Consider the following 25,802-nt stretch of genomic DNA (forward strand, 5'->3'; position numbering starts at 1 on the left):
GTGCGCCCCCGCGGCCACCGGAGGCGCTGCGTCCGGGGCGTTCACTGGCGTAGCGTCCACAGCACGCGGTACGCCGGACGCGCACGGCACACCGACCCCGTACGGCACAGTCACCCCCTACGGCCGCGAGACGGCCGGCACATCACCCACCAGGACCAGCAATCCACGTGAGCACCTCCACTTCCTCGGGCCACCCGGGGGCCTCCCGCAACCAGACGTACCGGCACTCCCCACGGTCGCGGCAGCGGCCTCCGGGCGCCTACCGGCTGATCCGGACGGCACCGGGCCGCGTGGACCCTCCTCTGCTGGACGCACCGCAGCGCGCGGTGGTTGACCACGCCGAAGGCCCCCTGCTCGTCCTGGCGGGCCCCGGCACCGGCAAGACGACCACCCTCGTCGAGGCCGTCGCCGCCCGGATCGCCGCCGGAACGCGCCCCGAGCGCGTCCTGGTGCTGACCTTCAGCCGCAAGGCGGCCGTCGAACTGCGCGACCGGATGGCGCTGCGCCTGGGCTCCCGGCAGTCGCCGCAGGCCACCACCTTCCACTCGTTCTGCTACGCCCTGGTCCGCGCGCACCAGGACAGCGACCTGTTCAGCGAGCCGCTGCGGCTGCTGTCCGGCCCCGAGCAGGACGTGGCGGTGCGCGAGCTGCTCGCCGGCGAGATCGACCTGGAGAAGTCCGGGCTGGCGCACGTGCGCTGGCCCGACGAACTGCGCGCCTGCCTCACCACCCGCGGTTTCGCCGACGAGGTGCGCGCCGTCATCGCCCGCAGCCGCGAACTGGGACTCGGCCCCGGGGCCCTGCGGGACTTCGCCGCGCGGATCGGCCGCCCCGACTGGCAGGCCGCCGCGACCTTCCTCGCCGAGTACCTCGACGTGCTCGACATGCAGGGCGTCCTCGACTACGCCGAACTGGTGCACCGCGCGGTGCTGCTCGCCGAGCGCGAGGCGGGCACCGGACGGCTGGCCGCCGCCTACGACGCCGTGTTCGTCGACGAGTACCAGGACACCGACCCCGCGCAGGTCCGGCTGCTGCGCGCGCTCGCCGGGCAGGGGCGGACCCTGGTGGCCTTCGGCGACCCCGACCAGTCGATCTACGCCTTCCGCGGCGCCGACGTCGGCGGCATCCTCGACTTCCCGCACACCTTCCGCCGTACGGACGGCCGACCGGCCCGCGTGGAGGTCCTCACCACCTCCCGCCGCTCGGGGGGCGCGCTGCTGGCCGCCACCCGGCTGCTGACCCGCAGGATGCCGCTCAACCGGCTCCCGGCGGCGGCCGTGCGGGCGCACCGGGACCTCGCTCCCGTGCGCGAGGGCGGCAGGGTCGAGGTCAACACGTACCCGACGGCGGGCGCCGAGCTGGACAACGTGGCGGACATCCTGCGCCGGGCCCACCTGGAGGAGGGCGTGCCGTGGAGCGAGATGGCGGTGCTGGTGCGTGCGGGCGGGCGGACCATACCGTCGGTGCGGCGCGCGCTGACGGCGGCGGGGGTGCCGCTGGAGATCGACGGCGACGACCTGCCGCTGCGGCACGAACCGGCGGTGACACCGTTGCTGACGGCCCTGCGGGCGGTGGCGAAGGCGGCGCTGGCCCAGGTGCCGGTGACGGCGTTCACGGGGGAGCGGCAGGACGGGGACGCGACCGCCGACGAGCCGGGCGGTGTCGTGGAGGACGCGCCTGACACGCTCGCGGAGGACGCGCCTGACCTCCCCGCCGAGGACACGTCTGACTCGGCCGTGGAGGACATGCCCGACACGGTCGTGGAGGACACGTCCCGCACCCCCGCCGAGGACACGCCCGACACCGCCCCGGTGACGCGGCCGGGCGAGGTCCCGGCCGCCCCCTCCTGGCTCGGCGCCGAGACCGCCGCCGAGCTCCTCGCCTCGCCCCTCGCGGGCATGGACGCCGCCGACCTGCGCCGTCTCGGGCGCGCCCTGCGCGACGAGGAGCGGGAAGCGGGCAGCAAGGTGCCGCCGCCCTCCGACGTCCTGCTCGCCCGTGCCCTCGCCGAGCCCGAGCGCCTGGTGGCCCACGACCCCGCCTACGCGCGCGGCGCCCAAGTGCTGGGCGCGCTCCTGCGCAAGGCCCGCGAGCTCCTGGAAGGCGGCGGCACCGCCGAGGAGGCCCTGTGGGTCCTGTGGGACGGCACCAACTGGCCGACGCGCCTGGAGCGGGCCGCCCTGCGCGGCGGCGCGGCGGGCCGCAACGCCGACCGCGACCTGGACGCCGTGTGCGCCCTCTTCGACACCGCGGCCCGCGCCGAGGAGCGCTCCGGCGGCCGGGGCGCGCTCAACTTCCTGGAGGAGCTGGACGCCCAGGACATCGCCGCCGACACCCTGAGCAGGCGCACCGTACGGTCCGAAGCCGTACGCCTGATGACCGCGCACCGCTCCAAGGGCCTGGAGTGGCGGCTCGTCGTGGTCATGGGCGTGCAGGAGGGGCTCTGGCCCGACCTGCGCCGCCGGGGCTCCCTCCTGGAGGCCGACCGGATCGGCCGCGACGGCCTCGCGGAGCCGCTGACCCCCGGCGCCCTGCTCGCCGAGGAGCGCAGGCTCTTCTACGTCGCCGCCACGCGCGCCCGTGAACGCCTGGTCGTCACCGCCGTCAAGACCCCCGCCGACGACGGCGACCAGCCCTCCCGCTTCCTCACCGAACTCGGCGTCGAACCCAAGGACGTCACCGGCCGGCCCCGGCGCCCCCTCGCCGTCTCCGCGCTGGTGGCGGAGCTGCGCGCCACCACCGTCGACCCGAACGCCACCGAGGCGCTGCGCGACGCCGCCGCCCGCCGGCTGGCCCGCCTCGCCGCGCTCAGCCACGAGGACGGGCAGCCGATGGTGCCCGCCGCCCACCCGGACCGCTGGTGGGGGCTGCACGAGCCGACGCACAGCGCGGTGCCGCTGCGCGACCGCGACCAGCCCGTCGCGCTGTCCGGCAGTGCGCTCGACCAGCTCGCCAACACCTGCTCCCTCCAGTGGTTCCTGGGCCGCGAGGTCAAGGCGGACGCCCCCGCGACCGCCGCCCAGGGCTTCGGCAACGTCGTGCACGTCCTCGCCGACGAGGTCGCCTCCGGGCGCACCCCCGCCGACCTGGCCGTCCTCATGGAGCGCCTCGACTCGGTGTGGGACGCCCTCGCCTTCGACGCGCCCTGGAAGTCCCGCCAGGAGAAGGAGAACGCGCGCGCCGCCCTGGAGCGCTTCCTGGCCTGGCACGTCACCGACCGGGGCGGGCGCACCGTCGTCGCCACCGAGCACGGCTTCGACGTCACCCTGGAGGCGGGCGGCGAGTTCGAGGTGCGCATCCGCGGCTCCATGGACCGCGTGGAGACCGACGGACAGGGCCGGGCGTACGTCGTCGACTTCAAGACCGGCAAGTCCGCGCCCACCCGCGACGAGGTCGTCCACCACCCGCAGCTCGCCGTCTACCAGCTCGCCGTCCGCGAGGGCGCCGTCGACGACGTCTTCGGTGGCCGGCGCCCCGAGGCGGGCGGCGCGGAACTCGTCCAGTTGCGGCAGGGCGCGGCCAAGAAGGACGGCGGGGAGTCCCTGCCCAAGATCCAGGCACAGGCGCCCCTGGCGGGGGAGTGGGTCGGCGACCTGCTCGCCACGGCGGCCGGCCGGGTCCTGGACGAACGGTTCGCCCCGAAGACGGGCAGCCAGTGCGCCCACTGCGCCTTCCGGGCCTCGTGCAGCGCCCTGCCGGAGGGCAAGCACGTGGTCGACTAGGCGACACCTCCCGCCGGAACCGCGGGCCGGCGACCCTGTGCGGGCGTTGTCCGTGGCGCCGGTTAGCCTTTTCGGGGTGACCACCACCATCACCGATGCCGAGCAGCTCAAGGAGCTCCTCGGCATCGACTTCACCCCGGAGCAGTTGGCGTGCATCACGGCGCCCACCGCCCCGCAGGTCATCGTGGCCGGGGCCGGGTCGGGCAAGACGACGGTGATGGCCGCCCGGGTGGTGTGGCTGGTGGGCACCGGACGCGTCGCCCCCGAGCAGGTCCTCGGCCTCACCTTCACCAACAAGGCCGCCGCCGAACTCGCCGAGCGCGTCCGCAAGGCCCTGATCGCCGCCGGGGTCACCGACCCGGACGCCATCGACCCCGACAATCCCCCCGGCGAGCCCCGCATCTCCACCTACCACGCCTTCGCCGGCCAGCTCCTCACCGACCACGGGCTGCGCATCGGCCTGGAGCCCTCCGCCCGCCTGCTCGCCGACGCCACCCGCTACCAGCTCGCCGCCCGCGTGCTCCGCGAGGCCCCCGGCCCCTACCCCGCCCTCACCCGCTCCTTCGCCACCCTGGTCAGCGACCTCCTGGCCCTGGACGCGGAGCTCGCCGAGCACCTCGTACGACCGGCGGCCCTGCACGCGTACGACACGGAACTGCTGCGCACCCTCGCCGGCACCGCCCTCTCCAACGCCGACCTGCGCAAGGTGCCCGAGACCGCCGAGGCCCGCCGGGAACTGCTCGGGCTGACCGCCCGTTACCAGGACCAGAAGCGCAGCCGGGACCTGCTGGACTTCGGCGACCAGATCGCGCTCTCCGCCCGGCTCGCCGCCCTGCCCGAGGTGAGCCGGATCCTGCGCGGCGAGTTCCGGGTCGTCCTCCTCGACGAGTACCAGGACACCTCCGTCGCCCAACGGCTGCTGCTGTCGGGGCTGTTCGGCGGCGGCACCGGACACCCCGTCACCGCCGTCGGCGACCCCTGCCAGGCGATCTACGGCTGGCGCGGCGCGTCGGTGGCCAACCTCGACGACTTCCCCGAGCACTTCCCGCACGCCGACGGCCGCCCCGCCGACCGGTACGCGCTCAGCGAGAACCGCCGCAGCGGCGGCCGTCTCCTGGACCTCGCCAACACGCTCGCCGCCCCCCTGCGCGCCATGCACCAGGGCGTGGAGGCCCTGCGCGCGGCCCCGGGCGCCGAGCACTCCGGCACGGTGCGCTGCGCCCTGCTGCGCACGCACGAGGAGGAGATCGCCTGGATCGCCGACTCCCTCGCCCACCAGGTGCGCACCGGCACGCCGCCGGGGGACATCGCCGTCCTGTGCCGTACGGCGGGCGACTTCCCCGAGATCCAGGCCGCCCTGGTTGCCCGGGACGTCCCCGTCGAGGTCGTCGGCCTCTCCGGGCTGCTGCACCTGCCCGAGGTCGCCGACCTGGTCGCCGTCTGCGAGGTCCTTCAGGACCCGGGCGCCAACGCCTCCCTCGTACGTCTGCTGACCGGCCCGCGCTGGCGCATCGGCCCCCGCGACCTGGCCCTCCTCGGCCGCCGCGCCCGCCTCCTGGTGCACCGGGGGAGCGGCGGCGACGACCCGGACCGCAGGCTCGCGGAGGCCGTCGAGGGGGTCGACCCCTCGGAGGTGATATCGCTCGCGGACGCCCTGGACACCTTCCTGGAGTCGCCGGAGGCCAAGGACGACGGGCTGCCGTTCTCGTCCGAGGCCAGGGTGCGTTTCGCCCACCTCGCCCGCGAGCTGCGCGAACTGCGCCGCTCGCTCGCCGACCCGCTGATGGACGTCCTGCACCGGGTCCTGCACACCACGGGCCTGGAGGTCGAGCTCTCCGCGTCCCCGCACGCGCTGGCCGCCCGCCGCCGCGAGACCCTGAACAACTTCCTGGACATCGCGGCCGGTTTCGCCTCCCTCGACGGCGAGGCCACCCTGCTCGCCTTCCTCGGCTTCCTGCGCACGGCCGCCCAGTACGAGAAGGGCCTCGACAACGCGCTGCCCGGCGGCGAGAACACCGTGAAGGTGCTCACCGCGCACAAGTCCAAGGGCCTGGAGTGGCCGGTGGTCGCCGCCCCCGGCCTGGTCAAGGGCGCCTTCCCCAGCGACCGCGGCCGCGAGTCGTGGACCTCCCAGCCGCAGGTCCTGCCGCACGCCCTGCGCGGCGACGCGCAGACGCTGCCCGACGTCGAGGAGTGGGACGCCAAGGGCGTCAAGCGGTTCAAGGAGGCGATGAAGGAGCACCAGCACACCGAGGAACTGCGCCTCGGTTACGTCACCTTCACCCGCCCCAAGCGCCTGCTGCTCGGCTCCGGCCACTGGTGGGGCCCGAACCAGAAGAAGACCCGCGGCCCCTCGGACTTCCTCACCGCCCTGTACGAGCACTGCGCGGCCGGTTCCGGCGAGATCGAGGTCTGGGCGGACGCGCCCGAGGAGGGCGAGGAGAACCCGGCCCTCCAGGAGTCCGCCGCCGACCGGGCCTGGCCGCTGCCGCTGGACGACGAGGCCCTCGCCCGCCGCCGCCGGGCCCGGGCCACCGTCCTGGCCCACCTGGACGCCCTCCGCGGCGCCCCCGAGCCCCCTCCCGTGCCGGAGCCCACGGCCTGGGACGACTGGATTCCGCAGGAGGCCCCGGAGGACCCGGAGGCCTGGCCCGTGCCGCCGGCGCCGGACGAAGAGGCGGAGGCCGCCGACTGGGACGCCCTGTCGACCCGCCGCCCGGAGCCCGGACCGCCCCGCCACCGCGACCCGGAGGCCGCCCCGCGCCCGGATTCCGGGGCCGCCGCACGCCCGGACACCGGGGCCACCGGGCACGACACCCCGGGCAGCACCCCGCCGCCGGGCCCTGAGGCGCGCCCGCACCCCGAGGAGCGGACCCCCCGTTCCGAAGAGGCACCGGCCCCCGACCTCGACGGGCAGCCCGGCGGTCCCGAGGAGCAGCCCGGCGGTCCCGAGGAGCAGCCCGGCGGTCCCGAGGAGCAGCCCGGCGGTCCCGAGGAGCGGACCCCTCTCCCCGGCCAGCGGGCCCCCCGCCCCGAGGAGCAGTTCCCCGGCCCCGAGGAGGCCCGCGCCGCGCTGTCCCCCGAGGAGGCCCGTGCCGTCGACTCCTGGGACCGGGACCTCGACGCCCTCGCCGACGAACTGCGCCGCGCCCGCGCCACCACCCGCGACGTGCCGGTTCCGCCCGCGCTGTCCGCCACCCAGCTCATGCGCCTGGCCGAGGACCCCGACGGCTTCGCCCAGGAGCTGGCCCGCCCCATGCCCCGGCCGCCGCAGCCCGCCGCCCGGCGCGGCACCCGCTTCCACGCCTGGGTGGAGTCCCGCTTCGAGGAGCTGCCCCTGCCGATGCTCGGCCCCGAGGAGCTGCCCGGCGGCGACGAGGACGACACCGAGATCGCCGACGAGCGCGACCTGGCCGCCCTCAAGGAGGCCTTCGAGCGCACCCCGTACGCCCGCCGCACCCCGTACCGCACGGAGACCCCCTTCCACCTCACCCTGGCCGGCCGTGTCGTCCGGGGCCGGATCGACGCCGTCTACTACGACGAGGCGACCGGGACGTACGAGATCGTCGACTGGAAGACCAGCCGCACCCGCGCCGCCGACCCCCTCCAGCTCGCGATCTACCGACTGGCCTGGGCCGAGCTGCACGGGCTGCGCCCGGAAGAGGTCCTCGCCACCTTCCTGTACGTCCGCAGCGGCGAGACCGTCCGCCCCCGCGACCTCCCCGGCCGCCGTGAGCTGGAGCGCGTCCTGTCCGGCGAGGAGGCGTCCGAGGAGTCCGTGACCTGGGCACCGGACGCCGCACCTCCCCCGGAGAGTTAGGCTCAAGGCCATGAGCGAGACCCCGGACAGCGCCGTCCGCACGTACATCGAAGAGCACCGCGCCGCCTTCCTGGCCGACCTGGCCGAGTGGCTGCGCATCCCCTCCGTGTCGGCCCGGCCCGAGCACGCCGAGGACGTACGGCGCAGCGCCGAGTGGCTGGCCGCCAAGCTGACGGAGACCGGGTTCCCGGCCGTCGAGGTCTGGCCCACCGACGGCGCCCCCGCGGTCTTCGCCGAGTGGCCCTCCGGGGACCCGGACGCCCCCACGGTCCTGGTCTACGGCCACCACGACGTGCAGCCCGCCGCCCGCGAGGACGGCTGGCACACGGAGCCCTTCGAGCCGACGACCGTCGACGGCCGGATGTACGCGCGCGGCGCCGCCGACGACAAGGGGCAGGTGTTCTTCCACACCCTCGGCGTGCGCGCGCACCTCGCCGCGACCGGCCGCACCGCCCCCGCCGTGAACCTCAAGCTGCTCGTCGAGGGCGAGGAGGAGTCCGGTTCGCCGCACTTCCGCACGCTCGTCGAGGACGAGCGGGACCGCCTCGCCGCCGACGCCGTGATCGTCTCCGACACCGGCATGTGGTCCGAGGACACCCCGACCGTGTGCACGGGCATGCGCGGCGTGGCCGACTGCGAGATCACCTTCCGCGGCCCCGACCAGGACGTCCACTCCGGCTCCTTCGGCGGCGCGGTGCCCAACCCCGCCACCGTCGCCGCGCGCGTGGTCGCCGCCCTGCACGACGAGGACGGCCGCATCACCGTCCCCGGCTTCTACGACGGCATCGTCCCCCTCACCGAGCAGGAGCGCGCGCTCTTCGCCGAGCTGCCCTTCGACGAGGCGGAGTGGCTGCGTACCGCCAAGTCCCACGCCACCCACGGCGAGGCGGGCTACTCCACCCTGGAGCGCGTCTGGGCCCGCCCGACCGCCGAGGTCAACGGCATCGGCGGCGGCTACCAGGGCCCCGGCGGCAAGACCATCGTCCCCGCGTCCGCCGAGCTGAAGCTGTCGTTCCGTCTGGTCGCGGGCCAGGACCCGGACAAGATCGAGCAGGCCGTACGGGACTGGATCGCGACCCGCGTCCCCGCCGGCATCCGGTACGACATCACCTTCGGCGCGGCCACCCGCCCCTGCCTGACCCCGCTCGACCACCCCGCGCTGCAGTCCGTCGTACGGGCCATGGGCCGGGCCTTCGAGCAGCCGGTCCGCTTCACCCGCGAAGGAGGCTCCGGCCCCGCCGCCGACCTCCAGGACGTCCTCGGCGCGCCCGTGCTCTTCCTGGGCGTCTCCGTGCCGTCCGACGGCTGGCACGCGCCCAACGAGAAGGTCGAGCTGGACCTGCTGCTCAAGGGCGTCGAGACCACCGCGTACCTGTGGGGCGACCTCGCCGCGCAGCCCCTTCGCTGACCGCACCGCTGAGCAGAACAGAATCCCGATCCACCCGGGGGAGTTGGAAGCACCTGTGAGCACCAGCACCGACAACGGCGTCACCACGAGCACCAGCAGCAGCACGGGCGACGGCGGCACGAACGACGGCGGTCCGAGCGCCGACAGCACGAGCTCCGGCGGCCCGAGCGCCGGCGCCGGTGTCGTCGGCATGAACGCCGCCTTCGACCGGCCGGTCACCCTGGCCGCCGCCAGCGGCATCGACCGCGCCGCGCACCACCGTCTCGACGAGGCCTGGCTGGCCGCCGCCTGGAGCCACCCCTCGACCCGGGTCTTCGTGGTCTCCGGCGGCCAGGCACTGATCGACGACACCCCCGACGGCCGCACCGAACTCGTGATGACCCCGGCCTTCGAGGCCCCGCTCACCGAGACCCACCGCTACTTCCTGGGCACCGACGAGGACGGCGTCAGCTACTTCGCCCTCCAGAAGGACACCCTGCCCGGCCGCATGGACCAGTCCGCGCGCCCGGCCGGGCTGCGCGAGGCGGGCCTGCTGCTGTCCCCCCGGGACGCGGGCCTGATGGTGCACGCCGTCGCGCTGGAGAACTGGCAGCGGCTGCATCGTTTCTGCTCCCGCTGCGGCGAGCGCACCGTCATCGCCGCCGCCGGTCACATCCGCCGCTGCCAGGCCTGCGGCGCCGAGCACTACCCGCGCACCGACCCGGCCGTGATCATGCTGGTCACCGACGACCGGGACCGCGCGCTCCTCGGCCGTCAGGTGCACTGGCCCGAGGGCCGCTTCTCCACCCTCGCGGGCTTCGTGGAGCCCGGCGAGTCCATCGAGCAGTCGGTGGCCCGCGAGGTCTTCGAGGAGGCCGGCGTCGTCGTCGGCGAGGTCGAGTACCTGGCCAGTCAGCCGTGGCCGTTCCCCTCCAGCCTGATGCTGGGCTTCACGGCCCGCGCCACCAGCTCGGAGATCACCGTCGACGGCGAGGAGATCGAGGAGGCCCGCTGGTTCTCCCGCGAGGACCTGGCCGCCGCCTTCGCGTCCGGCGAGGTGCTGCCGCCGTACGGCATCTCCATCGCCGCCCGCCTCATCGAGCACTGGTACGGCGAGCCGCTCCCGAAGCCGGGCCGCGCGGCCTGAGCCGTCCCGCACCCGGGCCGACGCCTGTGCCGTCCCGCACCCGAGCCGCACGGCATGTGCCGTCCCGCCCTCGGGCCGCACCGCCTGTGCCGTCCCGTACGCACGACGACGGCCGCCCCGCGACCTGCGGGGCGGCCGTCGTCGTCGGCCCGGTGGAAAGCGCGGTCAGGCGGCGGCCAGCGCCTGCTTGACCTGCGCCAGCGACGGGTTCGTCATGACCGACTCGGTGCCCGCCTCGGACACGACGAGCAGGGTCGGGACGGTCTGGTTGCCGCCGTTGGCCTTCTCCACGAACGCGGCCGAGTCGGCGTCGTGCTCGATGTTGACCTCGTTGTACGCGATGCCTTCGCGGTCCATCTGGCTCTTCAGCCGACGGCAGTAGCCGCACCACGTGGTGCTGTACATCGTCACGGTGCCCGACATGTCCCTCATGCTCCTCTGCTTGACTGGGGTGAATCCATCACCGATCCGTACTCCCAGTGACTCGAACGTACGCGACCTCCGCACCATTCCCACCATCACCGCCGCATTGGTACGACTGCACCGCACCCCCTGTGGACAACCACCACGGCTGTCCCGGCCGACCTGGCAGCATGGCAGGGTGACAGCAGCAACGCACTCCTCCCTTTTCCCGCAGGTCCCGGAGACGGCCGACGCGGTGCTCGCCGGGCTCGACCCCGAGCAGCGCCAGGTCGCGACCGCCCTGCACGGCCCGGTGTGCGTCCTCGCCGGAGCCGGGACGGGCAAGACCCGCGCGATCACGCACCGCATCGCCTACGGAGTGCGGCTCGGCACGTTCGAGCCGAACAGCATGCTGGCCGTGACCTTCACCACCCGCGCCGCCGGCGAGATGCGCGGCCGGCTCCGCCAGCTCGGCGCGGGCGGCGTCCAGGTCCGCACCTTCCACGCCGCCGCCCTGCGCCAGCTCCGCTACTTCTGGCCCAAGGTCGTCGGCGGTGACCTTCCCCGGCTGATCGAGCGCAAGGTCCAGTTGGTCTCGGAGGCCGCCGGGCGTCTCGGCATCCGCCTGGACCGGGGCGAGCTGCGCGATGTCACCAGTGAGATCGAATGGGCCAAGGTCACCCAGACCGTCCCCGACGACTACCCCGCCGCCGTCGCCAAGGCCCACCGCGCGGCCCCGCGCGGTGCGGCGGAAATCAGCCAGATCTACACCGCGTACGAGCAGCTCAAGCGGGAGCGCGGGCTGATCGACTTCGAGGACGTGCTGCTGCTGACCGTCGGCATCCTCCAGGACCAGCACCTCATCGCCGACGAGTTCCGCCGCCAGTACCAGCACTTCGTCGTCGACGAGTACCAGGACGTCAGCCCGCTCCAGCAGCGGCTGCTCGAACTGTGGCTCGGCGAGCGCGACAGCCTGTGCGTCGTCGGCGACGCCAACCAGACGATCTACTCCTTCACCGGCGCCACCCCCGACCACCTGCTGAACTTCCGCACCCGCCACCCCCAGGCGACCGTCGTCAAACTGGTCCGCGACTACCGCTCCACGCCCCAGGTCGTGCACCTCGCCAACGGCGTCCTGGCCCCGGCCACCGGCCGCGCCGCCGACAACCGCCTCGAACTCGTCTCCCAGCGCGAGCAGGGCCCCGCCCCCGTCTTCCGCGAGTACGGCGACGAGCCCGCCGAGGCCGAGGGCACCGCCCGGCGCATCCGCGACCTGATCGCGGCGGGCGTCCCCGCCGGGGAGATCGCCGTGCTCTACCGCGTCAACGCCCAGTCCGAGGTGTACGAGCAGGCCCTCGCCGACGCCGGGGTGCCCTACCAGTTGCGCGGCGCCGAGCGCTTCTTCGAGCGGCCCGAGGTGAACGAGGCGATCCACGCCCTGCGCGGCGCCGCCCGCTTCGGCGGCAACGACGCGCTGCTCGACGGCGTCGAGGGCCTGCCCTCCCAGGTCCGCGCCCTCCTCAGCGGCAACGGCTGGAAACCGACCCCACCGGCCGGCTCCGGTGCCGTCCGCGACCGCTGGGAGTCCCTCGCCGCGCTGGTCCGCCTCGCCGAGGACTTCGCCCGGGCCGCCCCGGGGGCCACCCTCGCCGCCCTCGTCACCGAACTGGAGGAGCGCAAGGCCGCCCAGCACGCGCCCACCGTCCAGGGCGTCACCCTCGCCTCGCTGCACGCCGCCAAGGGCCTGGAGTGGGACGCCGTCTTCCTGGTCGGCCTCACCGAGGGCATGATGCCGATCACGTACGCCAGGACCGAGGAGCAGATCGAGGAGGAGCGCCGGCTGCTGTACGTCGGCGTCACCCGGGCCCGGGTCCACCTCAGCCTGTCCTGGGCGCTGGCCCGCTCGCCCGGCGGCCGTCCCTCCCGGCTCGCCAGCCGTTTCCTCAGGGGCCTGCGCCCCGGCTCGGGCCACCAGGTGTCCCGGACCGCCGCGGGCGGCGCCCCGGGCGCCACGGGCGCCGCTCCCGGCACCACGGTGCGGACCTTCCGGGGACCGGTCCGCTGCCGGGTGTGCGGCAAGACGCTCATCGACGGCGGCGAGATGAAGCTGATGCGCTGCGAGGACTGCCCCTCCGACATGGACGAGGGACTGTACGAGCGGCTGCACGGCTGGCGCGGACGGCAGGCGAAGAAGGTGGGGCTGCCGGGGTACTGCGTCTTCACCGACAAGACCCTCATGGCGATCGCCGAGGCCCGCCCCGAGGACGCGGGCGACCTCACCAGGATCGCCGGGGTGGGACACCGCAAGACGAAGTTGTACGGAACGGCCGTTCTCGCCCTCTGCGCAGGTCAGGAGCTCGACGAGGAGGGGCAGACGGACTGATCGGGGAGCGGCGGGAAGGCGGGAGGAACTCGTCGGAAAAATAGTTTGCGCTTCTCCCGGGGAGCCCCATAGGTTCTTAACCACGGGAACAGCGGCTCTTCTCTGAAGCCCTGTCTCTGTGCTGTACTTATCCGAATACGTGTGTGTCGGCTTCGGCCGGGACCCCTAGACGCCGAGAGGAGGCGACTCCAGTGACCAGCTTCATTGCCTTCACCAAAATGACCGATCGCTCCGTCGTCTCCGCCTGCACCCTCGGCTCTTCCCTGCTCGTCGCCTCCTCCGCCGCTTCGCTTCGTGGCACCGGTCTGTCTGGCGTCCCCGCCCTCAGCCCCGCCCCGCTGTCGATCGCCCCCGTCCGGGGAACCGTCGAGGGCGGCAATGAGCGACCGACCGGGGCACCGGTGGCAGCAGTAGCGAAGGCACAGGCGCAGGCCTATGCGTTCGCGGCGACCGGTGCCGGATTTACCAAGCAGACGACGACGCAGCACCACCACAAGATGTGGGCCTTCCGTGGGCTCGAACCCTGGAGCGATCCAGCCTGACGACGATCAGGCCGGCGCCTTCAGGGCCGCGGAACCCCACCCGGGATCCGCGGCCCTTCTGTTTTTCCCGAAACGGGGAGAACGGAGCGAAGGGGCCTCGGGACCAAGCAGCACCGGTACCAGCCACCACCCGGCCAACCGGCCGGAACGACCAGACGAGGAATCCACCACCGTGCAACTCGACACGCACGCCCCGTCCGTACCGACTTCCCACCCGCTCCCGCCGCCCGGCTCCACGGAGGACCCGACCTTGACCCCCCTCACCCCCCTCACCGCGCTCGACGACGCCATCGAGAACCTCGGCGTGCCCGTCCCCTGCCGTTCGTACGACCCGGAGGTCTTCTTCGCGGAGTCCCCGGCCGACGTCGAGTACGCCAAGTCGCTCTGCCGCACCTGCCCGCTGGTCGAGGCCTGCCTCGCCGGGGCCAAGGAGCGCCGCGAGCCCTGGGGCGTCTGGGGCGGGGAGCTGTTCGTCCAGGGCGTGGTGGTCGCCCGCAAGCGCCCGCGTGGCCGTCCGCGCAAGAACCCGGTCGCCGCATGAACATCACCGGCACAGGACCCATCGACCGCCCCCACACGCACGATCCCCAGAAGCAGGACCCGATGACCCCCACGACCTACGAGCCGTCCGGCTCCGCGACCTCCACCGCAAGCACCATCGGCGCGAACGCCTCGCGTCAGAACAGGACCCGCGAAATGCAACTCATTCCAGAAGCCCTCGCCCGGGCCCATATGCAAGAGCGTCGGCGGGAAGCCGACGCCGAGCGCCAGGCCGTGCGCCTGGTCGCGGCCCGGCGCATGCAGCGTCGCGCGGAGCGCGTCTCGCTCCGCGCCCGCCGCGCGCTGGCCATGGCGGTCATGCAGTAACAGACCGCCGAAAGGGCACGTGCGCGGAGGAACACTGAGCAGAACCCCGTGGGGCCGGCCGGAAGGGCCGGCCCCACGGCGCGTCCGGACACACGTGCGGGGAAGACGCCGCGCGCGGCCGGAGTTATCGTCGCGAGGTGACTCCGCGACAGCAGCCAGACCCCGACCGGCCCGCCGCACCGGACGCCGCCGATGCCGAGGGCTCCGCAGACGGCGGAGTCGCCGTGTGCGCCCAGTGCGGTGTGCGCGCCCCGGGACCCCCGCCGACCTGGACGCTCTCCGTCGAGAACGGCAGCCGACGCCACTACTGCGTCGGCTGTGCCCGCGCCAACCTCCGCGCGATCGAGGGCCGCCTCGACCCCGCCTGGTGGTGAAGCGGACGCACCCCGCCGCTACTCCGCCCGGGTCCGCTCCACCGGCTCCGCCTGCCCCTCCTCCGCTTCCCCCTCCTCCGGTTTCTCCGGCACGAATCCGGGCAGCCAGCCCTCCAGCTCCTCCCGCAGCCGCACCGTCGCCCCGAGCTGACACAGCACCCCGATGGTGCTCAGGGTGACCCGGTGGATCAGCAGGTAGGCGGGGGGCAGGTTGAGCTGCTTGCCCAACTGGTGGGCGGGGGAGCGGACGTCGGCGATCCGGCCCGCCTGCTGCCGCAGCCAGCCCCGGCTGAAGGTGAACTCCTCGACCTGGACCGGCTCGATGATCGGCAGCAGGTAGTCCAGCACCGCACCGGGGTCCAGCTCGATGTCCTCCTTGACGAACCCGTCGCGGCGCAGCATGTCGTACACCCCCTCCGCGTCGCCCTCCAGCGTCATCCGCAGCGCCTCGCCGATCGTCTCCGGCAGGCCGCCCGGCAGCCGGTCCACGGTTCCGAAGTCCAGCACGCCGAGCCGCCACGGCCCCGCGTCGCCGGCGTCGCCCCCGTCACCGGAGCGCGCGGGCAGCAGCCGGAAGTTGCCGGGATGCGGATCGGCGTGCAGCAGCCCCGTGCGAGCGGGACCCGAGAACAGGAACCGGGCCAGCAACTGCCCGGCCCGGTCGCGCTGTTCCTGCGTGCCGTCCGCGATCACGTCGGCCAGCGGCACACCGTCGATCCACTCCGTCACCAGCACCTCGTCGCACTGGTGCACCACGTCGGGCACCACCACGTCCGGGTCACCGGCGAACTCCACCGCGTGCTCCCGCTGCGCCCGCGCCTCCAGTCCGTAGTCCAGCTCCTCCGTCACCCGGTCGCGCAGCTCCGCGATCAGCGGCTTGATGTCCATGCCGGGGATCAGCGGCCCCAACAGCCTGGCGAACCGCCCCAGTTGGGTGAGGTCCGACAGCAGTGCCTCGCCGGCCCCCGGGTACTGCACCTTGACGGCCACCGTCCGCCCGTCGTGCCACACCGCGCGGTGCACCTGCCCGATCGACGCGGCTGCCGACGGCTTGTCCTCGAACTCCTGGAACAGCTCCCGCCAGCCCTCGCCGAGCCGCTCGTCGAGCACCTTGTGCACCGTGCTCGTCGGCATCGGAGGAGCCGCTTCCTGGAGCTTCGTCAGAGCCGCCCGGTACGGCCCGGCGACCTCCTCCGGCAGCGCGGACTCGAAGACGGACAGGGCCTGCCCGAACTTCATCGCCCCGCCCTTCAGTTCCCCCAGGACCTTGAAGAGCTGTTCCGCCGTGCGCTGCTGCAGTTCCCGCCCGACGATCTCCGCCGACTTCCCGCCGATCCGTTTGCCCAGGCCCCACGCGGTCCGGCCGGCGAAGCCCAGTGGCAACGCGGCCAGCTTGGCGGTACGGGTGACCGCCTTCCGGGGAAGATCAGACATGAGCCCCTCCAAATCCCAGACAGCCGCGCCGCACCTGCCCCGGAGCCCCCGCTTCCGCGGCCTTCTCCCCGGCACTTCCGACGGCGCCTACGGTGCCATTGTGTCGTGCGGCCTCAAGCCCTCACCGGGGGCGTCCCCCTCCCCCTCCCGACCTGCGCCGCAGGGGCAGTCCCGGTGCGCGGCGAGCTCCTCGCGCCGCCAGTCCAGGAGCGGCAGCGCCGCCTCCCACCGCGCCCCGGCACTCGACGGCAGCTCTCCGTCCAGGAAAGCCAGCGCGTGCGCGGCCGCCAGCCCCGCCACCGCGGTGGCCAGCGCGATGTCACACCCCGGCACCGCCTCCCGCCGCCCGGAACGCCACTGCGCCTGCATCCTCGGCCATCCCGGGTCGCGCTCCGCCCGCACCCGCTCCAGGCACCCGGCGCACCCCGTCCCGTCCGGCAGCACCAGCGGCCCCACCACCCCCGTCGCCTCCACCACCCCCGCGTACAGATGCGGCACCCCGCCCGTCATCCAGGGTTCGGCCGTCGCGGGGTCCGGCACATGGGCGTCCAGCCCGTCCCGGGGCGCCACCACGACCAGCGACAGCGGAGGCTCGGCGTCCGGTCCCGCCCCGGGCCGCTGCCGGGGAGGGCGCCCCGGGGCACAGTCCCGTACCGTCCGACGGGCCACGACGTCCCGCCGCATGCCCACCGCGGTGGTCCCCGCCCCGCCCGGGGCCACGTCCCACGGCTCCACGCACCCGCCGTCCAGCACGTCGACCCGGCCCACCCCCGCCGCCGACAGCACCGCGGCGAGCGTCGCGCCGACCCGTCCCGCACCCCGCACCTGCACCCGGGCCGTGCGCCGCGCCGCCAGCCGCCGCGCCCCGCCGCCCGGCTCCGGATGCACCACGCTCAGCGAGGCCAGGTCGGGTCGCAGCCGGTCCGCCTCCCCGGCCCTGGCGTGCAGGGCCACCGCCTCCGGACCGCCCGCCCCCACGTCGTCGATCAGCCCCGCCGCCGCGAGCCGCGCCACCAGCCGGTCGGCCTGCTCCTCCGGCAGGCCCCGGGCCCGCGCCTCCGCACGCAGCAGCGGCATGCCCCGCGTCCCGTCCAGCAGCCCGAGCAGCGTGCCGGTCGCCGTGTCCACCGGGCCGACCAGCACCGCGTGCGCGGACGTCACCCCGAACTGGACGCTCTGCCGGTCCCGCCAGGCCCGCCGCAGCGCGGGCTTCACCTTCGGATGCATCGGTCCCACCCCCGTCTTCCCGTCGTCGCCCCTCCCGCGGCGGGTCCGCGAGATCGACTGGGACCAGAATGCGCGCCGGTGAAAATCCGTGCCGAAAGTTGTCCACAGGCCCGAGCGTTAGTCGTACGAACAGGCCGTCCGGGAGCGACCGAGCCGGCCATGGGGGGAAGCGACCGAGCCGGCCGTCCGGGAGCCGCGCAGCCGATCCGTGAGCCGCAGACCCGATCCGTCCAGGAGCGGCGGCGGACCGCGGCATCCGGCCGTAACCCCGCCAAGGCGGGACGCCCGCCGCGCACAGCGGGTAACGTCGGGGCGTGTCCGTCGACCCGTCCCCCCGCCTCGCCGTCGAGGTCCGCAGAAGTGCCCGGCGCAGTCGCACCGTCTCCGCGTACCGCGAGGGCGACCGCACCATCGTGCTCATTCCGGCCCGCATGTCCGAGGCCGAGGAGCAGCGCTGGGTCGGCGTGATGCTCGACAAACTGGCCGCCCAGGAGAGCAGGCGCGCCCTCGGCGACGACGACCTCTCCGAACGCGCCGTCCACCTCTCCGACCAGTACTTCGACGGCCGCGCCAGGCCCGCTTCGGTGCGCTGGGTGACCAACCAGAACACCCGCTGGGGCTCCTGCACCCCCTCCGAGGGCAGCATCCGGCTCTCCCACCGGCTCCAGGGAATGCCCGAGTACGTCATCGACTACGTGCTCCTGCACGAGCTGGCGCACCTCCTGGTCCCCGGCCACGGCTCCCGCTTCTGGCAGCTCCTGGAGGCCTACCCGCGCACCGAGCGGGCCCGCGGCTACCTCGAGGGGGTGGCCGCCGCCGACCGGCTGCCCCACCTGCCCACAGCGCGCGAGCGGTGACGGCAGCCGCCGTCCGCCGCCGAAGCACGTAGCCGTCCTGCGGTGATCTGTACCGACTGTGTACCGGCCCGCCGCACTGTCGGAGATTGCGGATAGCCTGCTTCGCGACGCATCCACATCCGGGACGGGGGACGGTCGTTACGTATGGCCAGGGAATTCCAGCGCGGCCACAAGGCCAAGATCAGTGACCTCACAGCGGGGACGGACCTGTACGTAGGCGTGCAGATCGGCGCTCCCGGGCTGACCTTCGACATCAGCTGCTTCGGCCTCGACGCGAACGAGCAGCTGACCGACGACCGGTACTTCGTCTTCTTCAACCAGCCGAAGTCCCCCGAGGAGTCGATCCAGCTCCTGGGCGCGCAGGCCGGCGACACGGAGTCGTTCCGCGTCACGCTCGACCGGATCCCGGCGCACATCCACAAGCTGTCGTTCACCGCGACCATCGACGGCGCGGGACAGATGTCGCAGGTGTCCCCCGGGTACATCAGGGTCGTGGCGGGCGGCGAGGAAGTCGTCCGGTACTCGTTCAACGGTTCGGAGTTCAGCACCGAACGCGCGGTGATGCTCGGCGACTTCTACCTCAAGGACGTGTGGCGCTTCGCCGCCGTCGGCCAGGGCTTCGACGGCGGCCTGGAGGCGCTGCTGAAGAACTTCGGCGGCGAGGTCGAGGAGGAGCAGCAGCAGCCCGCGGCCCCGGTGCCGCAGCAGGGCGCCGCTCCCGGGTTCGCCCCGCCGGCCCAGGCGGGTCCGCCCCCGGCCCCGGCCTTCGGCGCCCCGGCCGTCCCGCAGGCCCCGGCCCCGGCGCCCGTGCCCCAGGCGCCGGCCCCGCAGTTCACCCCGCCGCCCCAGGGCAGCACCCCGCCCCCCGCGCCCGCGCCCGCCGTCCCCCCGGTGCACGCCGCGCAGACCATCGCCGCCCCGCTGCACACGCAGCAGCCCTACGGCCAACCGCCGCACGCCCCGCAGGCGCCCCAGCCGCCCCAGAGCTACGGCCAGCCGGTCCCCGGACAGAGCCAGGGCGGCCAGTACGGCTACCCGCAGGGCGCACCCGCCGCCCCCGGACCGTACGGACAACAGCAGCCGGGCGGGCAGTACCCGCCCCAGCACCACCAGCCCTACCAGCAGCAGGGCATGCCTCCGCAGGGCATCCCCCAGGGCATCCCGCCCCAGGGAATCCCGCAGGCCCCCGGCCTCCAGGCCGCCCTGCAGAAGTTCCGCGAGACCCCCACCGGGCAGCGCTGGACGCCGCAGAACGAACAGCTCATGCGGGTCGACCTCGGCAACAACGGCACCGCCGTGCTCGCCCGCCAGGGCAGCATGGTGATGTACCAGGGCAAGGTCGAGTTCAGCTACAAGGGCGCCGGCTTCAAGGGCCGCGTCATCGGCAACGCCACCGGGCAGGAAATGCAGCTCATGCGCTGCACCGGCGCCGGCCAGGTCTTCTTCGCGGAGAGCGCCGCCCACCTGCACCCCATCGAGCTCCAGGGCGACGGCATCTGCGTCTCCGCCGAGAACGTCCTCGCCTTCGACGAGACCCTCCAGCACGAGGTCCGCCGCATCGAGGGCCACGGCATCCCCGGCGGCGCGCTCTTCACGATGCTGTTCCACGGCACCGGCACCGTCGTCGTCAAGACCCAGGGCGTCCCGGTCGTCCTGCCGGTCACGCCCACCACCTTCGCCGACAGCAACGCCATCGTGGCCTGGTCGGCGGCGTCCCAGGTGATCGTCTCCAGCCAGGTCCGGCTGCGCCGCCAGGCGTTCCCCGGCCACAGCGGAGAGACCGTGAACCTGCAGTTCCGGGGAGCCCCCGGAAACTTCATCGTCGTCCAGCCGTACGAGGTCTGAGGGAGCCCGAAGAAATGAACCAGCAGCTCGCGGGCTTCGCCCCGACCCCCGTCAGCGCCCGCATGGAGAACCACGGCCGCTCTATGCTCAAGGTCGCCATGGTCTCCGGCCAGGACCTGTTCGCGCGCACCGGCTCGATGGTCGCCTACGAGGGCTTCGTCCAGTACGAGCCCAACCCCCCGGCGGTGCGCCAGATCGCCTCGCAGTGGATTACCGGCGAGGGCGCCCCCCTGATGAAGTGCTCCGGCGACGGCCTGCTCTACCTCGCCGACTACGGCGCTGACGTCGTCGTCATCAACCTCACCAACGACGCCCTCTCCGTCAACGGCACCAACCTCCTCGCCTTCGACGCCTCCCTCCAGTGGGGCGTCGAGCGGGTCAAGGGCCTCGCCAAGTTCGCCGGCCAGGGCCTGTGGAACGTGAAGGTCACCGGCACCGGCTGGGTCGCCCTCACCTCGCGCGGCGCGCCCCTGGTCGTCGACTGCGGCCGCGGCGAGGACGAGACGTACGTCGACCCGGACGCCCTGGTCGCCTGGTCCCCGAACCTCAAGGTCAAGGGCAAGCGCAGCTTCAAGGCGTCCTCCCTGATCGGACGCGGCAGCGGCGAGGCGTACCAGATGGCCTTCTCGGGCCAGGGCGTCGTCGTCGTACAGCCCAGCGAGGACAGCTCGGACCGCCTGCGGGTCAGGAACTGAAGGGGACACGGACATCATGCAGAGCCCGCTTTTCGGCCACACGGAAGTGCAGTCCACCGAGCGCTACACCGCGCAGAACCCGCAGCTCCTGCGGGTCGCCCTGACCGGCCACGACGACGTCCTCGCCCGCAAGGGCAGCATGGTCGCCTACCAGGGGCTGATGGAGTTCGACGGCGAGTACGTCTCGCAGCAGCAGCAGCGCGCCCGCGCCAACACCGGCGAGGGCCTGGACCTGATGCGCTGCTCCGGGCAGGGCACCGTCTTCCTGGCCAACCTCGCCCAGTACATCCACGTCGTGGACGTCGACCAGGACGGCCTCACCGTCGACAGCGGTTACGTCCTGGCCCTGGACTCGGCGCTGCACACCGAGGTCGTCGCCGTCGACAGCCAGTACGGCATCTCCGGCTCCGGCAAGTTCCAGATGAACATCTCCGGCCGCGGCAAGGTCGCCCTGATGACCTCGGGGCAGCCGCTGCTGATGCAGGTCACGCCCGACCGGTACGTCAGCGCCGACGCGGACGCGGTGGTCGCCTGGTCGGCGTCGCTGCGGGTGCAGATGCAGGCGCAGACGCACTCCTCGGGGGTACGGCGCAGGCGCGGCAACACCGGAGAGGGCTGGGAGCTCAGCTTCCTCGGGCAGGGCATCGTCCTGGTCCAGCCCAGCGAGGTCATGCCGCCGCAGAACGCGGTGATCGGCCAGGGCATGGCCGCCCAGTACGGCGTGGGCCAGCACGGCGCGCACGGCCAGAACCAGAACAACGCCTGGAACTAGCACCAGGGCACGAAGTAAGGGGCGGCCTCCTGGAGACCGCCCCTTACTCACGTGCACGGAGGACTACTGCGACGCCAGCGCCGCCCGCGTCCGCTCCACCAGCCGTACGACGGACTCGTCGGCCACGTCCGCGACCTCGTCGTAGGCGAACCAGCGCAGGTCGTCCGACTCGTCGCTGATCGCCTCGACCGCGCCCGCCGGGGCGATCGCCGCGTACTGCACGTCCAGGTGCCAGTGGCAGGGCGCCGGAATCGGGTGCCGGTCCAGGCGGACCGGGCCGCCCGGAAGCAGCGTCAGACCCTTGATGCCGGACTCCTCGGTGGCCTCGCGCAGCGCCGCGTCCGCCACCGTGGCGTCGCCGCTCTCGCAGTGACCGCCCATCTGGAGCCACATCTTCAGCTTCTTGTGCAGCGTCAGCAGCACCCGGCCGCGCTCGGCGTCCACCACCAGCGCGCTGGCCGTGAGGTGGCCGGCCGTGCAGGCCTTCCACATCCCGTCCGGGTGCGCCGCGAGGTGGTCCAGGTACTGCTGTCGCAGCTCTGCCTGGTCCTCGTACTTCTCAAGGACGAGGACCGCGTCGTCGTGCAGGGTCACTTGGCGCCCTCGTCGCCCTCGTCGTCCTTCGTGAGCTTGGGCTTCTCCTGGGGGGAGGAGCCGTTCGCGGCCTCGCCGAGCATCTTGTCCAGCTCGGAGAAGTCCATCTGCTCGCGGTGCACGAAACCGTCCGGGTCGTCCAGGTCGGCGGCCGTCGGCAGCATGTCCGGGTGCTCCCACAGCCCGTCGCGGCCCTCGTGGCCCCGCGCGTCCGTGAGCGAGGCCCACAGCCGGGCGGCGTCGCGCAGGCGGCGCGGCCGCAGCTGCATGCCCACCAGCGTCGCGAAGGTCTGCTCGGCGGGGCCACCGGTGGCACGCCGCCTGCGCAGCGTCTCGCGCAGCGCGTCCGCCGACGTCAGGCGCGGCTTGGCGGCCTCGTGCACCACCGCGTCCACCCAGCCCTCGACCAGCGCCAGCGCCGTCTCCAGACGGGCCAGGGCCGCCTTCTGCGCCGGGGTCTCCTCCGGCTGGAACATGCCCTGCTGGAGGGCCTCCTGGAGCTGCTCGGGGTTGGACGGGTCGAGACCGCCGACCGCCTCCTCCAGCTTCGAGGTGTCCACGGTGATCCCGCGGGCGTACCCCTCGACCGCGCCGAACAGGTGCGAGCGCAGCCAGGGCACGTGCGCGAAGAGGCGCTGGTGGGCGGCCTCGCGCAGCGCCAGGTACAGCCGGACCTCGTTCTCGTCGACGCTCAGGTCCTTGCCGAACGCCGCCACGTTCAGCGGCAGCAGGGCGGCCTTGCCGGCCGGTCCCAGCGGCAGGCCGATGTCGGTCGACCCGGTCACCTCGCCCGCCAGCACACCGACGGCCTGCCCGATCTGCTGGCCGAACATGGCGCCGCCCATGGAGCGCATCATGCCGATCAGCGGGCCCGCCATGGCCTGCATCTCCTCCGGCAGCACGTCGCCCATGGCCGCGCCGACGCGCTCCGCCACCGGGTCCACGAGCTGCTTCCACGCGGGCAGGGTCGCCTCGACCCACTCCGCACGGCTCCACGCCACCGCGGTGGTCGCACCGGAGGGCAGCGAGGTCACGCCGTCCAGCCAGTGGTCGGCCAGCCGCACGGCCTCCTCGACGGCCGAACGCTCCGCCGGGCCGACGCTGGCGTCCTTGGTGCCGTCGGAGGTGCCCTGCGCGACGGTCTGCCGGGCGATGTCCTTGGCCATGTCCCAGTTCACGGGACCGCCCTCGTAGCTCAGCATCTGGCCGAGCTGCTGGAAGGCGGCGCCCAGGTCGTTGGGGTTCATCGAACCGAACATCGCGGCGAACGGGTTGTCACCGCCCATGCCGCCCATGCCGGGCAGACCGCCGAACCCGAAGGGGTTCTGCGGACCGCCGGAACCCTGCCCACCACCGGCAGGGTCCTTCTTCTTGCCGTCGCCGTCCTCCGGCTCCTCCGGCGGAAGGCCGAATCCGAATGGGGTGTCACTCACGGGTTTCCTCGGCTCGTAGGGCCGCCGGAGTTGGCCGGCGGCGGCTGCCCGGCTTCTGCACCCAGCGTAGACACCCGAACAGGTTCCGGGCTCGGTGCTCCGCCGGCTCAAGGCCTGCGGCAGGATGGACGCCACCTGGTCCGTACGCGCCAACTCGCGTACGTACTGAAGACAACCGCTGGAGACGCCCGGTGAGTTCCCCAGATCCGCAGGTTCGCGCAACAGATCCCAAGGTTCGCGCAGCGCGAAACCCGTCAACCCCCACCCCACCGTCGCGCGGCCCCGCGCGCGGCCCGGTCGTCGCGGTCACCGGCGCCGCCTCCGGAGTCGGCGCCCACCTGACCCGCCGCCTCGCCGAGTCCGCCGAGATCAAGCAGGTCGTCGCGATCGACGAGCGGCGCGGCGAGGTGTCCGAGGCGCAGTGGCACATCCTCGACGTGCGCGACCCGGCCATCGCCGAGAAGCTGCGCGGCGCGGACGTCGTCGTGCACCTGGCGCTCGACCTCGACCTGGAGACCGACCCGGCCGCCCGCACCGCCTACAACGTGCGCGGCACGCAGACGGTGCTCACCGCGGCCGCCGCCGCGGGAGTGCACCGGGTCGTCCTGTGCACCAGCGCCATGGTCTACGGGGCCCTGCCCGACAACGACGTCCCGCTCTCCGAGGACGCCGAACTGCGCGCCACCGCCGAGGCCACCGGCGTCGGCGACCTCCTGGAGGTGGAGCGCCTGGGCCGCCGCGCCCCGCGCGCCCACCCCGGACTCAACGTCACGGTCGTGCGCCCCGCCGTCCTGGTCGGCGGCACGGACACGGCCCTGACCCGCTACTTCGAGTCGCCGCGCCTGCTGGTCGCCGCCGGCTCCCGCCCCACCTGGCAGTTCTGCCATGTGGACGACCTGGTCAGCGCCCTGGAGTACGCCGTCCTGGAGAAGGTCGAGGGCGAGGTCGCGGTGGGCTGCGACGGCTGGCTGGAGCAGGAGGAGGTCGAGGAGCTCAGCGGCATCCGCCGCATGGAACTGCCCTCGGCGGTCGCGCTCGGCGCGGCCGCGCGCCTGCACCGGATCGGCCTCACCCCGTCCCCGGCGGGCGACCTGGCGTACACCATGCACCCCTGGGTGGTGAGCGTCTCGCAACTGCACGACGCGGGCTGGCGGCCGCGGTGGACCAACGAGGAGGTGCTCGCCGAGCTCCTCAAGGAGGTGGAGGGACGGCACACCGTCGCCGGCCGCCGGCTCGGCCGCAAGGACGCCACCGCCGCCGGAGCCGCCGGCGCCACCGTCGCCCTGCTCGGCACGGCCGCACTGGTGCGCCGCGCCCGCAAGGCCCGCCGCCGCATCTGACGCCCCGACGCGCCCTTCGTCCGTCGCGCCACCGCGCCCGGCACGGCCTCCGTGCCGGGCGCAACTGTAGGAGGCTCCAGAGGCCGCCCGCCCGCGCCGGGCGATGACGCAATACCGCGTTGTCGGTGGCGTACGGCACGATGGAGGGCATGGCAGGCACTCCCAGCACCATCAGCACCCACCCGGGCGAACAGGCGGCGCAGGACCCGATCCGCCTCCTCGCCATCCGCGACACGGCGCTCTCCCTGGACGAGGTCTTCCGGGCCGTCGGCGAGGACGCGGCGGGCGGCACCGCCCTGTTCGTCGGCACCGTGCGCAACCACGACGGCGGCGCGGACGTCGACGCGCTGGGCTACTCCTGCCATCCCACCGCGGAGGCGGAAATGCGCAGGGTGGCCGAGCAGGTCGTCGCCAAGTACCCGGTCCGGGCGCTGGCGGCCGTCCACCGGGTGGGCGATCTCGCGGTGGGCGACCTCGCGGTCGTGGTCGCCGTGTCCTGCCCGCACCGGGCGGAGGCGTTCGAGGCCTGCCGCATGCTCATCGACGACCTCAAGCACGACGTGCCGATCTGGAAGCACCAGAAGTTCTCCGACGGCACGGAGGAATGGGTCGGAGCCTGTTAGCCGCAACTCCGCGCTCTAAACACGGACGCCGTCAACCGCCCCGATTTGCGTAACCCGACCCCGGGGCGGAGCGTTGGAGCAGCGGATGGTTAATCTGCTGATCGGCTGGCTGCGATCGCTCGGGATTGTCCAGCGGTCGCTCACTGGGTCGGGAGGTCGGAAATGGCTGCACTTGCCTGGTTGCTGATTCCGCTTTTCGCAGCCATAGGGGCTGCGATATGGGGAAGCTGGGCCGCCCGCGATCGCACAACCGGTGATGTCGCCGAGTTGGCGGGCTACGAGAAGTTCCGCGAAGCCATGCAGAAACCGCGTTCCGGTTCAGAAGCCGCCTGACGCCC

21 protein-coding genes are annotated in these 25,802 nt (G+C 73.6%); 16 read left to right on the forward strand and 5 right to left on the reverse strand.

The genetic code is table 11. The features are described from left to right. The first annotated feature begins 167 nt into the window (after positions 1-167). The 4 genes from ACZ56L_RS21460 to nudC all read left to right on the forward strand — a co-directional run bounded on the left by ACZ56L_RS21460 (position 168) and on the right by nudC (position 10,076). Positions 168-3,722, forward strand: coding sequence for an ATP-dependent helicase (locus tag ACZ56L_RS21460; protein ID WP_471065627.1), 3,555 nt, complete (start codon positions 168-170; stop codon positions 3,720-3,722). Positions 3,723-3,798: 76 nt separating this feature from the next. Further along, positions 3,799-7,542: a UvrD-helicase domain-containing protein gene (locus tag ACZ56L_RS21465; RefSeq protein ID WP_471065629.1), complete on the forward strand. Its 3,744-nt coding sequence runs from the start codon at positions 3,799-3,801 to the stop codon at positions 7,540-7,542. Positions 7,543-7,552: 10 nt separating this feature from the next. Beyond that, a complete protein-coding gene (locus ACZ56L_RS21470) occupies positions 7,553-8,950 on the forward strand; it encodes a dipeptidase (protein ID WP_471065631.1) in 1,398 nt (465 codons plus the stop codon). A gap of 190 nt (positions 8,951-9,140) precedes the next feature. Further along, positions 9,141-10,076 (forward strand): NAD(+) diphosphatase, encoded by a 936-nt coding sequence (gene nudC / locus ACZ56L_RS21475; RefSeq protein ID WP_401756999.1) that lies wholly within the window; start codon positions 9,141-9,143, stop codon positions 10,074-10,076. Positions 10,077-10,241: 165 nt separating this feature from the next. On the opposite strand, the gene ACZ56L_RS21480 is transcribed toward nudC, so the two are convergent. Beyond that, positions 10,242-10,499, reverse strand: coding sequence for a glutaredoxin domain-containing protein (locus ACZ56L_RS21480; protein ID WP_345228545.1), 258 nt, complete (start codon positions 10,497-10,499; stop codon positions 10,242-10,244). A 178-nt stretch (positions 10,500-10,677) separates the two neighbouring features. On the opposite strand from ACZ56L_RS21480, the gene ACZ56L_RS21485 reads away from it, so the two are divergent. From ACZ56L_RS21485 to ACZ56L_RS21505, 5 genes are all read left to right on the forward strand, one after another. Next, complete coding sequence (locus ACZ56L_RS21485; RefSeq protein ID WP_468691506.1) at positions 10,678-12,861, forward strand: ATP-dependent DNA helicase UvrD2; 2,184 nt, start codon at positions 10,678-10,680, stop codon at positions 12,859-12,861. 191 nt (positions 12,862-13,052) lie between these two features. Further along, on the forward strand, positions 13,053-13,403 hold the full coding sequence (locus ACZ56L_RS21490; RefSeq protein ID WP_468691504.1) for a hypothetical protein: 351 nt from the start codon (positions 13,053-13,055) through the stop codon (positions 13,401-13,403). Between the two features lie 172 nt (positions 13,404-13,575). Beyond that, positions 13,576-13,944: a WhiB family transcriptional regulator gene (locus ACZ56L_RS21495; protein WP_471065634.1), complete on the forward strand. Its 369-nt coding sequence runs from the start codon at positions 13,576-13,578 to the stop codon at positions 13,942-13,944. Then, complete coding sequence (locus ACZ56L_RS21500; RefSeq protein WP_189820681.1) at positions 13,941-14,270, forward strand: hypothetical protein; 330 nt, start codon at positions 13,941-13,943, stop codon at positions 14,268-14,270. The genes ACZ56L_RS21495 and ACZ56L_RS21500 overlap by 4 nt, the downstream gene beginning before the upstream one ends. A 137-nt stretch (positions 14,271-14,407) precedes the next feature. Beyond that, positions 14,408-14,644: a hypothetical protein gene (locus ACZ56L_RS21505; RefSeq protein WP_468691501.1), complete on the forward strand. Its 237-nt coding sequence runs from the start codon at positions 14,408-14,410 to the stop codon at positions 14,642-14,644. A gap of 18 nt (positions 14,645-14,662) precedes the next feature. Here ACZ56L_RS21505 and ACZ56L_RS21510 read toward each other — a convergent pair whose 3' ends face one another. Together ACZ56L_RS21510 and ACZ56L_RS21515 are read right to left on the reverse strand one after the other, a co-directional pair. Beyond that, positions 14,663-16,078, reverse strand: coding sequence for an ABC1 kinase family protein (locus ACZ56L_RS21510; protein ID WP_345228541.1), 1,416 nt, complete (start codon positions 16,076-16,078; stop codon positions 14,663-14,665). A gap of 87 nt (positions 16,079-16,165) precedes the next feature. Further along, on the reverse strand, positions 16,166-17,305 hold the full coding sequence (locus tag ACZ56L_RS21515) for a ThiF family adenylyltransferase (RefSeq protein ID WP_471065637.1): 1,140 nt from the start codon (positions 17,303-17,305) through the stop codon (positions 16,166-16,168). A 314-nt stretch (positions 17,306-17,619) separates the two neighbouring features. On the opposite strand from ACZ56L_RS21515, the gene ACZ56L_RS21520 reads away from it, so the two are divergent. The 4 genes from ACZ56L_RS21520 to ACZ56L_RS21535 all read left to right on the forward strand — a co-directional run bounded on the left by ACZ56L_RS21520 (position 17,620) and on the right by ACZ56L_RS21535 (position 21,474). Continuing rightward, on the forward strand, positions 17,620-18,162 hold the full coding sequence (locus ACZ56L_RS21520; protein WP_401756142.1) for a M48 metallopeptidase family protein: 543 nt from the start codon (positions 17,620-17,622) through the stop codon (positions 18,160-18,162). 144 nt (positions 18,163-18,306) lie between these two features. Further along, positions 18,307-20,007, forward strand: a complete 1,701-nt coding sequence (locus tag ACZ56L_RS21525; protein WP_471065639.1) for a TerD family protein — start codon at positions 18,307-18,309, stop codon at positions 20,005-20,007. A gap of 14 nt (positions 20,008-20,021) precedes the next feature. Further along, a complete protein-coding gene (locus ACZ56L_RS21530; protein ID WP_345228537.1) occupies positions 20,022-20,702 on the forward strand; it encodes an AIM24 family protein in 681 nt (226 codons plus the stop codon). A 16-nt stretch (positions 20,703-20,718) separates the two neighbouring features. After that, positions 20,719-21,474 (forward strand): AIM24 family protein, encoded by a 756-nt coding sequence (locus ACZ56L_RS21535; protein ID WP_401756136.1) that lies wholly within the window; start codon positions 20,719-20,721, stop codon positions 21,472-21,474. A 63-nt stretch (positions 21,475-21,537) separates the two neighbouring features. Here the strand turns inward: ACZ56L_RS21535 and ACZ56L_RS21540 are convergent, their stop codons facing one another. After that, positions 21,538-22,068 carry an NUDIX hydrolase gene (locus ACZ56L_RS21540; RefSeq protein WP_471065641.1) on the reverse strand — a complete coding sequence of 177 codons (531 nt, stop codon included), beginning with the start codon at positions 22,066-22,068 and terminating at the stop codon, positions 21,538-21,540. Further along, positions 22,065-23,501, reverse strand: coding sequence for a zinc-dependent metalloprotease (locus tag ACZ56L_RS21545; protein WP_471065643.1), 1,437 nt, complete (start codon positions 23,499-23,501; stop codon positions 22,065-22,067). The genes ACZ56L_RS21540 and ACZ56L_RS21545 overlap by 4 nt, the downstream gene beginning before the upstream one ends. Before the next feature lie 191 nt (positions 23,502-23,692). Between ACZ56L_RS21545 and ACZ56L_RS21550 the strand changes: the two genes are divergently transcribed. The 3 genes from ACZ56L_RS21550 to ACZ56L_RS21560 all read left to right on the forward strand — a co-directional run bounded on the left by ACZ56L_RS21550 (position 23,693) and on the right by ACZ56L_RS21560 (position 25,797). Then, positions 23,693-24,841 (forward strand): SDR family oxidoreductase, encoded by a 1,149-nt coding sequence (locus ACZ56L_RS21550; protein ID WP_345228533.1) that lies wholly within the window; start codon positions 23,693-23,695, stop codon positions 24,839-24,841. A gap of 149 nt (positions 24,842-24,990) precedes the next feature. Continuing rightward, a complete protein-coding gene (locus ACZ56L_RS21555) occupies positions 24,991-25,464 on the forward strand; it encodes a molybdenum cofactor biosynthesis protein MoaE (protein WP_401756127.1) in 474 nt (157 codons plus the stop codon). 162 nt (positions 25,465-25,626) lie between these two features. Further along, positions 25,627-25,797: a hypothetical protein gene (locus ACZ56L_RS21560; RefSeq protein ID WP_345228531.1), complete on the forward strand. Its 171-nt coding sequence runs from the start codon at positions 25,627-25,629 to the stop codon at positions 25,795-25,797. Positions 25,798-25,802 lie beyond the last annotated feature (5 nt).

Source organism: Streptomyces sp. NPDC039736 (assembly GCF_055596485.1).